Source organism: Serratia sp. GW822-FHT06D09, from assembly GCF_058799515.1.
Map to the genome: position 1 here is coordinate 86673 of NZ_JBXALO010000004.1, position 12911 is coordinate 99583.

Consider the following 12911-nt stretch of genomic DNA (forward strand, 5'->3'; position numbering starts at 1 on the left):
GCCACAAAGAGCTATAATCAGCTTAAACCGTGGGTTTGAAATCAACAGGGGAAACCATGCTGGGCCATCTGGAATGTTTTGTTTGCAGCGCAGAGAACGGCAGCTTTTCTGCGGCCGGACGCAAGCTGGGCATCAGCTCTGCGGCCGTCGGGAAGAATGTGACCAAGCTGGAGACGATCGTCGGGGTAAGGCTTTTCCAGCGCAATACGCGCAAATTGATCCTGACCGAAGAGGGCGAGCGTTTTTTGCAGGAGGTCAGCGGCGGCCTGTTGTCGATCCAGTGCGCATTAAAAGGAGTAAGCAGCGGCGGCGGGGTGGCGGCCGGCACGCTGAAGGTCAGCATGGGGACGGCGTTCGGCCTGCATTTTGTCATGCCGATGCTGCCCGACTTTCTGGCGCGGTACCCGGCAATTGTCCCCGACTGGCATTTCGACAACCGTAAAGTGGATCTGATTGGTGAGCATTTTGATGCTGCAATGGGGGGCGGTATCGAATTGGCGCAGGGCATGATTGCACGTGAACTGGCTCCAGCCCACGGCATCCTGGTGGCTTCTGCAGCGTATCTGCAGCGCAACACTGCCATCCGGCAGCCGGAACAGTTGATGAATCATGCGGGCATTTTTATCCGCTCACCGCAAACCGGGCGGATCCGTAATCTGCCGCTGCGTAATGCGGAGAATGAACAACGAGCGCCGTCGATGGAAATCAAAATGACGGTAAATGAACCGGATGCTGCAGCGCAGGCGGCGGAAATGGGGTTGGGGATCGCGCTGATCGCCATGCCGAACGCCTTGCCTTATCTGGAAAGCGGTCGACTGGTGCGGGTATTGTCGGGCTGGTATGTCGATCGCGGCAGCGTGCACCTGTATTTCCCCACCACCAAGTTCCTGCCGACCAAAACCCGAGTGTTTGTTGATTTCATGATCGAACAATTTCGGCTGCAGAAGCTGGCGGCGAGGTTTGATGCTCGCTAGAAACGAGAAAAGCCCCTTGCGGGGCTTTTTTCTTCCGTCAGTTTACTGTCTGACGATCAGTTGAAGATTTCTGCGGTGCCATACAGTTTGTTCTGGCCACCGGCGGAGATGATGCGGTAAGAGCTGGCACCGGATGCAGCGGCTTTGCTGGCCAGTTCATTTTCCAGCGTGCTCAGGTTAGAAGCGCCGCTCACGGACACCACACCGATTTTCTGGGCACCGGCCGCAGGCTGGTTAGCGGGTTGGTCAGCGGCAACGCTGGCGAAAGAAGCGGTAGTCAGCAGCAGAGCGGTAGCAAAAAATTTGATGTTTTTCATGATTCAATCCTCAGGGTATTTTTTAGGTGAGAGGCTGTTTTCTCTCGATGTGTTAGATAATAGGCCGTCATGCCCAAAGAGAAAATCGGAGAGTTTTGAGTATCTCTGTCAAATTTATTGATTTAAATTTGAGCGACAGATGACCTTATTGGCAGATGGGATAATTCACCACTACCCTTTAACCAGAAGCCTCGACATATAACGGGTGTGGCAACAGAGTGGAGAAGCCCCATGATTATCGTGCACCATCTAAATAACTCGCGGTCGCAGCGCATCCTGTGGTTTCTGGAAGAATTGGGAGTGCCGTACCAGGTGCAGCGCTATCAGCGCGATCCGCAAACCATGCTGGCGCCTGCGGAGTTGAAAAAGATCCATCCGCTCGGCAAGTCGCCAGTGATTGTCGATGGCGATCTGACGCTGGCGGAGTCCGGCGCCATTATTGAATATCTGCAGGAAGCCTACGATGCGCAGGGGCAGTTTATCCCCACCGACTATCATGCCCGGCAACAGTATCGTTACTGGCTACATTATGCCGAAGGGTCACTGATGCCGCTGTTGGTGATGAAGCTGGTGTTTAGCCGTTTGGGCCAGCCGCCCATTCCCTGGCTGTTACGACCAGTGGCAGGGGCTATTGGCAAAGGCGTACAGCGGGAGTATCTGGATAAACAGATTGCTCCGCACCGCGACTATCTTGAACAGCACCTGGCCAAAAGCACCTGGTTTGTCGGCAATGAATTCAGCGCGGCGGACATCCAGATGAGTTTTCCGCTGGAAGCGATGGCGGCACGTGGCGCATTGGATGGCTGTCCAAAGCTACGCGACTATCTCCAGCGTATCCATGCGCGGCCGGCCTACCAACGGGCGCTGGAGCAGGGCGGGCCTTATGACCTGCTGAAATGAGCGGGTGGGCTATACTCGATGAGGTCACTCTTCGTCGGAGGTAGCCCATGGCTACGCAAATTTTTGTTAACCTGCCGGTGGGCGATTTGCCCGTATCCATCGAGTTTTTCACTCGTCTTGGTTTCAGCTTTAATCCACAGTTTACCGATGACACCGCCGCCTGCATGGTGGTCAGCGACAGCATCTATGTGATGCTGTTGACCCACGACAAATTCAAAATGTTCACCCCGAACCCGATCAGCGATGCCAGAAAGGCGACCGAAGTGCTGATATGCCTGTCGCAGCCTAACCGGGCAGCGGTGGACGATCTGGTGCGCAAAGCGATCGCCGCCGGCGGCAATACCTATAATCAGCCGCAGGATTATGGCTTTATGTACGGCCACGGTTTTCAGGATCTGGACGGACACATCTGGGAACTGATGTACATGGATGAAAAGGCGGCCCAGGCTCAGTAGTCGTTTTGCCCTCCGAAAGGGGGGCGCTCCCATCGGATTTACCTATGAGACAAATACCGTATTTTCGATAATGATTGATCCCAGTGCTTTTCCGCATAAATTGGCGCGATCTTTGGTTGATCAGACGGTATGGAAGGCTGGATAATCGTTTGCCTTGAATAAACCACCATAAATTACCCGTACCATTCACTGTGAGTTAAACGTTTGCCTTTGATGCGACGCCCATTGGCGACGTGAGCAAAGGGCAGAAAAGCAAACGTTACCCTAATGAACATGCGTGGGCGGAATAACAAGCCTCTTTAAACGGGCTGGCAATGAAACACAGGGGACAGCAACATGTCGAATTCTCAAGCGAATAACGCCGTTAAACCAAAAGGCGGGCTTGATGGTTATTTTAATATTTCTGCGCGCGGCAGCACCGTGCGTCAGGAAGTGGTGGCGGGGCTAACTACCTTCCTGGCGATGGTGTACTCGGTGATCGTGGTGCCGAGCATGCTGGGCAAAGCCGGCTTCCCGCCAACGGCGGTGTTTGTCGCCACCTGCCTGGTGGCGGGTCTCGGTTCGTTGCTGATGGGGTTATGGGCCAATTTGCCGATGGCCATCGGCTGTGCAATTTCCCTGACCGCTTTCACGGCGTTCAGTCTGGTGCTGGGCCAACACATCAGCATTCCGGTGGCGTTGGGGGCGGTATTCCTGATGGGGGTGCTTTTTACCATTATTTCGGTAACCGGTATTCGCGCCTGGATCCTGCGCAATTTGCCGATGGGCGTCGCTCATGGTACCGGCATCGGTATTGGTCTGTTCCTGTTGCTGATCGCGGCTAACGGCGTTGGCCTGGTGGTGAAAAACCCACTGGACGGCCTGCCGGTGGCTTTGGGCGCATTCACTTCGTTCCCGGTAGTGATGACGCTGCTCGGGCTGGCGGTGATTTTCGGGCTGGAAAAACTGCGCGTTCCCGGCGGTATCCTGCTGGTGATCATCACTATTTCGGTGGTGGGGTTGGTGTTTGACCCGGCGGTGAAATACCAGGGCTTATTCGCGATGCCAAGCCTGGCGGATGCCAACGGCAATTCGTTGATTTTCAGCCTGGATATCATGGGCGCATTGCAGCCGGTGGTCTTGCCGAGCGTGCTGGCGCTGGTGATGACCGCGGTATTTGACGCTACCGGTACTATCCGTGCGGTGGCCGGTCAGGCCAACCTGCTGGATAAAGACGGGCAAATCATCAACGGCGGCAAGGCGCTGACTTCGGACTCCCTGAGCAGCATTTTCTCTGGTCTGGTCGGTGCGGCCCCGGCGGCGGTGTATATCGAATCCGCAGCGGGCACGGCTGCGGGCGGTAAAACCGGTCTGACAGCAACCGTAGTCGGTTTGCTGTTCCTGCTGATCCTGTTCCTGTCGCCGTTGTCTTATCTGGTGCCGGTTTACGCGACCGCACCGGCGCTGATGTACGTTGGCCTGCTGATGCTGAGCAACGTCACCAAGCTGGACTTCAATGATTTTGTCGATGCCATGTCCGGCCTGCTGTGCGCCGTGTTTATCGTGCTGACCTGCAATATCGTCACCGGTATCATGCTGGGCTTCAGCTCATTGGTGATTGGCCGTATCTTCTCCGGCGAATGGCGTCGGCTGAATATCGGTACCGTGCTGATCGCCGTGGCGCTGGTGGCATTCTATGCCGGCGGCTGGGCAATCTAACCGCTATGTCGTTTCCCCCGTCGTTCCGGCGGGGGGATGTTTGCCCTCATACCCTATTCAGATAAATCTCCTTCTGCCAATGCTGCATTTTGAAAGGCACAACAAGCTTTAACCGCCGTAAAAAAAGTGATCTACTATCGGGTATACATCAGAGATGTAGTCTGAACCCAAGAGTCTAAGGAAAGCATGGAAATCTTTTTTACAATCCTCATTTTAATCCTGGTGGTCTCCCTGTCCGGGGTGGTGACGCGCATGTTGCCGTTCCAGGTGCCGCTGCCGTTAATGCAAATCGGTATCGGGGCCCTGTTGGCCTGGCCGCATTTCGGGTTGCACGTCGACTTTGACCCTGAATTGTTCCTGGTGCTGTTTATCCCGCCGCTGCTGTTTGCCGATGGCTGGAAAACCCCGACGCGGGAGTTTTTGCACCACGGTCGTGAAATTCTTGGCCTGGCGCTGGTATTGGTGCTGATCACCGTGGTCGGCGTCGGTTATCTGATTTACGCCATGGTGCCGGGCATTCCTCTGGTGGCGGCGTTTGCGCTGGCGGCGGTGCTGTCGCCAACGGATGCCGTGGCGCTGTCCGGCATCGTCGGTAAAGGGCGTATTCCGAAGCCGATCATGGGCGTGCTGGAAGGCGAGGCGCTGATGAACGACGCGTCGGGCCTGGTCTCACTCAAATTCGCTATCGCGGTGGCGATGGGCACCATGGTGTTTACCGTGGGCGGCGCGACGCTCGAGTTCCTCAAGGTGGCGATCGGCGGCCTGCTGGCAGGCGTAGCGGTCACCTGGCTCTACAGTAAATCTTTGCGGATCATGAGCCGCTGGAGCGGTGATGACCCGGCGACGCAGATAGTCTTCCTGCTGCTGTTACCTTTTGCTTCTTACCTGATTGCCGAACACATTGGCGTATCCGGCATCCTGGCGGCGGTGGCAGCGGGGATGACCATCAGCCAGTCCGGCGTGATCCGCAACGCGCCGCTGGCGATGCGCCTGCGCGCCAACAGCGTCTGGGCGATGCTGGAGTTTGTGTTCAACGGCATGGTGTTCATCATGTTGGGCCTGCAACTGCCGGGGATCCTGGAAACCTCTATCCTGCAGGCGGAGCTGGATCCGACCATTCAGACCTGGTACCTGTTTGCCGACGTGGCGATTATCTACGCGGCGCTGCTGGTATTGCGTTTTACCTGGCTGTGGCTGATGAAAAACGCCAGCCGTCGCTTTATGAAAAAACGGCCGTTGCAGTTCGGCGATTACACCACCCGCGAACTGTGGGTAGCGTCGTTTGCCGGGGTACGCGGGGCGATTACGCTGGCCGGTGTGCTATCAATTCCACTGTTGCTGAGTGACGGCACCGCCTTCCCGGCGCGTTACCAACTGGTGTTTATCGCCGCTGGGGTGATCCTGCTTTCATTGATTGCCGGCGTACTGGCGCTGCCGCTGTTGCTGCGCGGCGTTCAGGTGGCGGATAAGAGCGTCAGCAAAAGCGAAGAGCGGATGGCAATCGCCATGGCGGCTGAAGTGGCGATCGAAAGCATCAACAAAATGGAAGAGCGGTTGGCGGTTGATACCGAGGAAAACCTCGATCCGCAGGTGCTGAAAGAGATCAGTTCGCGAGTGGTGGGGACGCTGCGGCGCCGTATCACCACCAAAGACGATATCGAGAATGCGCTGATGCTGGAAAACCTCGAGCGTCGTTTCCGCCTGACGGCGCTACGCGCTGAGCGCGGTGAGCTATATCACCTGCGCGCTACGCAAAAAATCAGCAACGAGACGCTGCAAAAGCTGTTGCACGATCTCGACCTGCTGGAAGCGCTGTTGATAGAGCGAGAAGGATAATACTCACGGGGCCGCATATGCGGCCCTGATTTGATGACAAACACCCGAAAAGCGTGGTTTTCGGGTGTTTGGGGTAAAACTGAAGACATCATCCTTAGTTTTTATCAGCACGCAATCCATGACTTTTAAGTACAAAGGAATTATCAGCAGTCTGGGGCCGCATATGCGGCCCTTGCTATTTGTGGTGACTGGTACTGGCTGCGGGCCAGTAGTCGCGGCAGCAGGCTATCCAGGCCTGTGCACTGTGCGACAGGTAGCTGCCCTGCCGCCAGATCAACCCGACTTTCCATTCCATACGGGGTTCCAGTGGCAGCCAGATCAGGTTTTCCTTATCCAGCCATTGGCAGACCGGCTCCGGCAGGGTGGCGATGCCGACCCCGGCCTGTACCATCGAAGCCAAAAAATCCCACTGTCCGCTGCGCACCGCAATCTGTGGCTCAAACCCGGCCTGACGGAACGCTTTCATCAGCATTTTGTACAGCGCGAAGTCCTCGTTATAAAGCAGGATCGGCCAGTTAGCCAACTCGGTGATATTGATGCTGGTGCGATTAAGCCAGTGTGGCGTACGCGGCGCAACCACGCACATGGGGTGGACGAGTAACGGCAGGAAGGTCAGTGGTTGATCCGAATCGACCGGCAGTATGGTCATCGCCAGATCCAGCTCGCCGGACATCACCGCCTGCTCCACCGACAGCCCACCCAGCTCGGAGATTTTCAGTTCGATGCCAGGGTAGGTTTGGCGGAATTGACGGATCAGATCGGCAATCTGCCGGCCGACCATGGGGGGAATACCCAGCCGCAGCACGCCTTTTTTAACCGAACTGATGTCTTCCAGCTCCGCCTCCAATTGGCGGAACTCATCAATGATCGCCAGCCCGCGCTGGTATACCGCTTGCCCGCTGTCGGTCAGGTGCAGTTTGCGGCCTTCGCGGATCAGCAGCGTGCATTCCAGTTCTTCTTCCAAATGGCGCAGCATCTTGCTGATGGTCGGTTGGGTGACGAACAGTTTCTCCGCCGCGCGGGTAAAGCTTTGCTGGCGCACCACTTCCACGAAGTAGCGCAGGGTGCGGACATCCACGTTGGATTCTCCTGGGGGAAGTACCGTCGGGAAACTATTCCCTGATGGCATGATGTCGATAATTTTAATTCATTTCAGGCGAGGTTTCCTGGCTGCGTATACTGTAAACCGTGAATTTTTTGTTTAAGGCCTTCCCCCATGTTATTGGCGTTCCGCCACGCTGCTCCCTCTTTGTTGAACCGGCTGCAGGTGCCGATCCAGGTTGCTTTATATGCAGTGTTATTTTTGATTGCCGACCGATTGGTGCAGCAGTTCCATCTGCCGCTGCCCGCCAACATTGTTGGCATGTTGATGTTGTTGGCGCTGATCCTGTTGCGCATTCTGCCGCTGAACTGGGTCAAGGCCGGTTCGCGCTGGTTGCTGGCCGAGATGCTGCTGTTCTTTGTTCCAGCGGTGGTGGCCGTGGTGAACTATGCCCAGCTGTTAATGGTGGAGGGGTGGAAAATTTTCCTGGTGATTGCCATCAGCACCATGCTAACGCTGGGCGCGACCGGATTGGTGGTCGATCGCGTCTATAGACTGGAAGTCTGGCTGCAACGGCGTAAACAACGCGATGAATGATTTTATCCTTAGCCTCGCCTGCTTTCTGGCAACCCTGGTGTTGTACTTCGCCAATAAAAAACTTTACCGGCGCCGTCGTACCCTGCTGTTGATGCCATTGGTGTTGACGCCGATGATCCTGGTGCTGCTGCTGGTGGTGACCCATATTTCCTACCAGGACTACATCGGTGAAACGCACTGGCTGCTATGGCTATTGGGGCCGGCGACCATCGCCTTCGCGGTGCCGGTCTACGAAAATCTGCATATCATTCGTCGCCATTGGTTATCGCTCAGCGCCGGGGTGCTAACGGCGGTGTTGGTGGCGGTTTACAGCTCGGTGTGGCTGGCTCGCCTGCTGACCTTGCCGGAAGAGGTGCAACGCAGCCTGGCGGTGCGATCCATCACCACGCCGTTTGCGCTGGAGGCCGCCAAACAGATGGGCGGCCAGCCGGATCTGGTGGCGCTGTTCGTGGTGATCACCGGGGTATTCGGTATGGCAGTGGGGGACATCCTGTTTCTGCGGCTGTCAGTGCGCAGCAGTCTGGCGAAAGGGGCCGGGCTGGGGGCTTCGTCGCACGGCGCCGGTACCGCGAAAGCCTATGAGATGGGGCAGGAAGAAGGCGTCGTCTCCAGCCTGGTGATGATGCTGGCGGGGATTATCACGGTGATTGCCGCCCCACTGATAGGGCAACTGATGTGGTGAGCCTGCGGCACAAGCGCCGCAGGCGGGGGAACGTTAACGGATACCGGTCGATGCAGCGGGCGCTCGCGTAGACTCGCGCAGAACGCGACCGATTTCCTCATGGCTGAAAATAATAGAGTGGTGGTTACAAGCCAGAGGCTGTATCTGCAAAGACGGGCTGATGGATGACAACCCGTTGTCGGCAATCGCCAGCAGCTCGCGCCCATCCCCTTGGTCGCTCATACTCAAATTCACGTCCTCCGTGGCTTTGAATAGCGTGATCCGTGCGTGCCTCAATGGCGCACTGAGCCTTTCCTTATTCAAAGATAACTCCGTAGGCTCCGCCCGTAGCGCTCTGGCGGCGGCCTCGCCATCAATGCCCAGCATCGCCAGCATGGCCGCCAGCAGGCCCGGTTCGCTGCGGAGCTGGAAGGCGGTTTGGTAGAAGGTATCCAGCAGGAAGACCTGCACGTCACTAAAGCCGCGGCTTTCAAGCTGCGCCGCCATTTCAAGCGCAATCAGCCCCCCTAGCGACCACCCCAAAAGGCGCACGGGGCGGCTGGGAGCCAGTTTCATATGGCCGAGATAATATGATGCCAATTCGCGTAATGACGTGATGGGCGTTGGCATAAACAGGTTGTAATTGTTAATGCCAAAGGCGTTAAACTCACCCTCCAGCGAACTGGCCAGATCGTGGTAAATATCGCAGCCGGTGACCGCAGGATGAACCATCCAGATATCGTTGGCGGCCTGGGTGCGGTTAAGCCGCAGTACCTGCTTGAAGGCCAGGCTGGTTTGGTTCAGTCGCGCCAACAGCTGTTGTAGCGGTGCTGCCGTAATCGGTGCATCAATGTCAGAGTCCTTCTCGCTGGCCAGTGCTTGCGCCTGGGCGCGTAACGACGGATGAGCGAACAGCGTTTTTATCACTGCCGGGTAGCCACGGCGTTTCAGTTTGACCAGCAGTTGAATGGCATGCAGCGAGTGGCCGCCGAGCTCAAAGAAATCATCGTCCAGGCCAATTTGCGCAACGCCCAGCAGTTCGGACCAGAGTTCGGCAAGCTGTTTTTCCAACGCAGTTTGGGGCGCTTCATAGCGCAGTGAAACTTGCGTAACCGGTGCGGGGGCAGGAAGGGCTTTGCGATCCAGCTTCCCATTAGGCGAGAGGGGTAATGCTTTCAGCCTGACAAAGCTGGAGGGCACCATAAAATCGGGTAACTGCTGTTGCAACTGCTGACGCCACTGTGTCGAATGGACATTCTCGTCCGGTGCCACCACGTAGGCTATCAGCCGTTTTCCGCCCTGTCCGTCTTCCTTTGCCAGTATTGCAGCATCTTCCACACCTGTGCACTGCCGCAGTTGCTGTTCGATTTCACCCAATTCAATACGTACCCCATGGATTTTGACCTGGAAATCATTTCTGCCCAGGTACTCAATGTTGCCATCCGGCAGCCAGCGGGCGAGATCGCCGGTTTTATACAAACGTGCATCGGACTCGGGGCTAAAGGGGTCGGCAATAAAACGCTCGGCGTTCAATTCCGGGCGATTAAGGTAACCGCGGGCGACCTGGATACCGCCGATATGGAGTTCGCCGGCGACGCCGGGTGGCAGCGGCTGTAGCTGATGGTCCAGAATATGGAGCTGCGTATTGGCGATGGGTTTGCCGATCGGCACCAACGGCCGTTCGTCATTGGGCAGACATTGCCAACTCGAAACATCTACTGCGGCCTCCGTCGGTCCGTAGAGGTTGTACAATTGCGCCTGAGGCAACTGTTGCAGGCAGCGTTGCACTGTCGCCAGGGGCAAGGCTTCGCCGCTGCAGAGTATGCGACGCAGGGACGCGCACTGTGTCATTTCGCCATGCCGCAGGAATAATTGCAGCATCGAAGGGACAAAATGCAGCGTGGTGACGCGGTTTTGTGCGATGCAGGCGCTCAGATAGTCGGGGTCCTGATGGCCGCCGGGTTTGGCAATGACCAGTTGCGCACCCACCATCAGCGGCCAGAAGAATTCCCAAACTGAAACGTCGAAACTGAACGGCGTTTTTTGCAGTATCACGTCGTCATGCGTCAGAGGATAGGCTTGCTGCGTCCAAAGCAGGCGGTTGATCACGCCCCGATGTTCATTCATCACGCCCTTGGGTTTTCCTGTCGAGCCTGAGGTATAAATCACATAAGCCAGGCTGCGTTGCGGATCGGATGCCAAAGGGGCAAGGTTTTCCGTGGATCCCTGTTGCCAGCGATGACTATCATGCTGCAGGTGCAGACGCGGAATAACGACGTCATGGATCGAATGCAGCGCCTGCTCACCGGCCTCGTCAATCAGCACGAATTTCGCGCCGCAATCCTGCAGCATATGGCGCAAGCGATCCTGCGGGTAGTCAGGATCGATTGGCACATAGGCGGCCCCCGATTTTAAAATGGCATACAGCGCCATCACCATTTCCGGGCTGCGGTTGACGCAAACCGCGATGCGATCGTCCGGCTGTATCCCTTGCTGACGCAAGAATCCGGCAAACTGGTTCGCCTGCTGATTCAACTGCAGATAGCTTACCTGTTGTTGCTCATAGCACAGTGCCGGGGCGTTAGGCGTGCGCAGAACCTGTTGCTCTAAAAATTGATGAATGCCCTGCGGCATGGCCCAGGATTGCTGCGTATGATTCCATTCGCCAAAAATCTGTTGCCGTTCAACGGGCAGTAACAGCGGCAATTGACCCAGGGGCAGGTCAGGATCGCCTTCTAACAGGCTATCGAGCATTTGCAGGATGCGGCCGGCGATACGTTCACCGTCTTTATCGCTAAACCAGGCTTGGTTGAGGTTGAACTCCAGCAGCGGATCGTCACTCGGGTGGTAATGGCGCAGATAGATACCCAATGGCAGCTGTTCATAGCCATGATGGATGTTTTCTACCTTGAACTGGCTTCCCTCCAGCTCGATATCGGTTGGGAAGGCCTCAAGCGAAAAGCTGATATCAAACAGCTGGCGTCTTCCCTGTTGATGCAGGTTCAACTGACGGTTTAGTTCGGCAATGGGAAAGCGCTGGTGGCGATAGCATCTGCGCAGCTCGCTGCCCACCTGTCGCAGCAGGTGGTGAAAGGGCTGCTGCAGATCCACGTCGATATTGAGTGGGATCATGGAGGAGAACATGCCCAGCGTTTGTTTATGATCCTGAGTGCTGCGGTTATGCACCGGGACGCCCAGGGTGACATTATCCATCTGCCAAATTCGGGCGAACCAACTTGCCAACAGAGCCACCATAAAATGCATGGCCGAACCGCCGTGCTGAGCTGCATATTGCTCCAACCGCAGGAAACGTTCACGCGGTAAACGCTTGATGATTTGACTGCTGGGATAGGCTTGCTGCTCTGTGTAATGTGGTCGCCGCTCCAGCACAGAAGCTGGTGCCGTTGCAAAACGTTCCAGCCACCAGTCACGGTCGCGTTGATAACGTAACGACTGGAGATAAGCCTGATCGCTAACGACGAAATCCCCGTAGTGTGACTTGCTGGCCTCACTTTTATCCCCAGCTTTTAATTGCTTATAGCGATCCATGATCATACGGCTTAATAAAGAGATCGAGGTGCCATCGGCAATCAGATGGTGCGAGGCCAATAACCATAGCGTAGTTGAATCATCGATTTTGGTTAAATGGCAGCGCCAGAGCAGGTCTTCATAGAGTTGATAAGGTTGGATAAACATGTCACGCAGATGGTTCTGCGCCAGGCTGGCGGCATCTTCTTGCTGCGAAAAGTCGGTGTAGTGAAGTTCAATGGATCTTTGAGAAAGAGGTTGCTGAATGATGCCTTGCGGTGTTTCCTTCAGGGTGGTTTGCAATGCATCATGCCGTTGCTGAACCTGTTGGATGGCTTCTTTAAACAGAGGGAAAGAGATCTCCCGCTCCACTCGCCATAAACACCCCACATTATAGAGAGGAATATCAGGATTTAATGTCTGGTCGAGCCATACGGCCTGTTGTACCGTCGTGAGAGAATAAGCGGACACGGAACCACCTCCATAAAAATAGGAAAGAGTCGACTTAAATAGGTGCGTAGTCGGTAAGTACTCGAACATTATAAGAGGTGATGGTAAATTCGCCCAATTTCACATTAACTATTTTAAATTGTTTGTTTGAATAATTTAAATTGGATTTGTTTGTGATTGAATTGTTTTGTGTTTAATTTATTTCTTTGTGTATCGTTAGTAACGATATAAATAGCTATTTTCAATTGTTTGACGAGAAAAAATAAGGGGGGTTATCAAGGGATTTTCTGAGGTCTCGATGGGTTTTTTATGTGTAATGTATTGATTTTAATTGGTTTATTTTTATTGTGTTGTCGGCGTTATTTTTCTGAAAAATTTAGGAGGGGATGTTGTCGTTGTAATGATGGCTTCATTTACTTCTGATCTCCTATCAAAAATGACAATAATTTATTG

Annotated in this window: 10 protein-coding genes; 7 read left to right on the forward strand and 3 right to left on the reverse strand. The window is 55.2% G+C overall.

What is annotated here, in order from left to right:
• Window positions 1-56 precede the first annotated feature (56 nt).
• Window positions 57-974, forward strand: a complete 918-nt coding sequence (locus AC1RKG_RS11405) for a LysR family transcriptional regulator (RefSeq protein ID WP_493183060.1) — start codon at window positions 57-59, stop codon at window positions 972-974.
• Window positions 975-1030: 56 nt separating this feature from the next.
• Here AC1RKG_RS11405 and bhsA read toward each other — a convergent pair whose 3' ends face one another.
• Window positions 1031-1291 (reverse strand): multiple stress resistance protein BhsA, encoded by a 261-nt coding sequence (gene bhsA / locus AC1RKG_RS11410; protein ID WP_020837147.1) that lies wholly within the window; start codon window positions 1289-1291, stop codon window positions 1031-1033.
• Between the two features lie 231 nt (window positions 1292-1522).
• Between bhsA and AC1RKG_RS11415 the strand changes: the two genes are divergently transcribed.
• The 4 genes from AC1RKG_RS11415 (at window position 1523) to AC1RKG_RS11430 (ending at window position 6180) form a co-directional block, all read left to right on the forward strand.
• Window positions 1523-2191, forward strand: coding sequence for a glutathione S-transferase family protein (locus AC1RKG_RS11415; RefSeq protein WP_020837146.1), 669 nt, complete (start codon window positions 1523-1525; stop codon window positions 2189-2191).
• 47 nt (window positions 2192-2238) lie between these two features.
• Window positions 2239-2646: a VOC family protein gene (locus AC1RKG_RS11420; RefSeq protein WP_020837145.1), complete on the forward strand. Its 408-nt coding sequence runs from the start codon at window positions 2239-2241 to the stop codon at window positions 2644-2646.
• Between the two features lie 336 nt (window positions 2647-2982).
• Window positions 2983-4344, forward strand: a complete 1362-nt coding sequence (locus AC1RKG_RS11425; RefSeq protein WP_020837144.1) for an NCS2 family permease — start codon at window positions 2983-2985, stop codon at window positions 4342-4344.
• 186 nt (window positions 4345-4530) lie between these two features.
• Window positions 4531-6180 (forward strand): Na+/H+ antiporter, encoded by a 1650-nt coding sequence (locus tag AC1RKG_RS11430; RefSeq protein WP_020837143.1) that lies wholly within the window; start codon window positions 4531-4533, stop codon window positions 6178-6180.
• Between the two features lie 175 nt (window positions 6181-6355).
• Here AC1RKG_RS11430 and AC1RKG_RS11435 read toward each other — a convergent pair whose 3' ends face one another.
• Window positions 6356-7258: a LysR family transcriptional regulator gene (locus AC1RKG_RS11435; protein ID WP_020837142.1), complete on the reverse strand. Its 903-nt coding sequence runs from the start codon at window positions 7256-7258 to the stop codon at window positions 6356-6358.
• Between the two features lie 138 nt (window positions 7259-7396).
• Here AC1RKG_RS11435 and AC1RKG_RS11440 point away from each other — a divergent pair, with 138 nt between their 5' ends.
• Window positions 7397-7819, forward strand: coding sequence for a CidA/LrgA family protein (locus AC1RKG_RS11440; RefSeq protein ID WP_115060649.1), 423 nt, complete (start codon window positions 7397-7399; stop codon window positions 7817-7819).
• A complete protein-coding gene (locus AC1RKG_RS11445; RefSeq protein ID WP_020837140.1) occupies window positions 7812-8501 on the forward strand; it encodes an LrgB family protein in 690 nt (229 codons plus the stop codon). The genes AC1RKG_RS11440 and AC1RKG_RS11445 overlap by 8 nt, the downstream gene beginning before the upstream one ends.
• 33 nt (window positions 8502-8534) lie before the next feature.
• On the opposite strand, the gene AC1RKG_RS11450 is transcribed toward AC1RKG_RS11445, so the two are convergent.
• Window positions 8535-12479 carry a non-ribosomal peptide synthetase gene (locus AC1RKG_RS11450; RefSeq protein ID WP_493183063.1) on the reverse strand — a complete coding sequence of 1315 codons (3945 nt, stop codon included), beginning with the start codon at window positions 12477-12479 and terminating at the stop codon, window positions 8535-8537.
• Window positions 12480-12911: the final 432 nt, after the last annotated feature.

Excerpts from the sequence above, each read along its gene's own strand:
- AC1RKG_RS11430 (WP_020837143.1), top strand. The coding sequence starts at position 4,531 with ATGGAAATCTTTTTTACAATCCTCATTTTAATCCTGGTGGTCTCCCTG.
- AC1RKG_RS11415 (WP_020837146.1), top strand. The coding sequence starts at position 1,523 with ATGATTATCGTGCACCATCTAAATAACTCGCGGTCGCAGCGCATCCTG.
- AC1RKG_RS11445 (WP_020837140.1), top strand. The coding sequence starts at position 7,812 with ATGAATGATTTTATCCTTAGCCTCGCCTGCTTTCTGGCAACCCTGGTG.
- AC1RKG_RS11405 (WP_493183060.1), top strand. The coding sequence starts at position 57 with ATGCTGGGCCATCTGGAATGTTTTGTTTGCAGCGCAGAGAACGGCAGC.
- AC1RKG_RS11420 (WP_020837145.1), top strand. The coding sequence starts at position 2,239 with ATGGCTACGCAAATTTTTGTTAACCTGCCGGTGGGCGATTTGCCCGTA.
- AC1RKG_RS11440 (WP_115060649.1), top strand. The coding sequence starts at position 7,397 with ATGTTATTGGCGTTCCGCCACGCTGCTCCCTCTTTGTTGAACCGGCTG.
- AC1RKG_RS11425 (WP_020837144.1), top strand. The coding sequence starts at position 2,983 with ATGTCGAATTCTCAAGCGAATAACGCCGTTAAACCAAAAGGCGGGCTT.
- bhsA (WP_020837147.1), bottom strand. The coding sequence starts at position 1,291 with ATGAAAAACATCAAATTTTTTGCTACCGCTCTGCTGCTGACTACCGCT.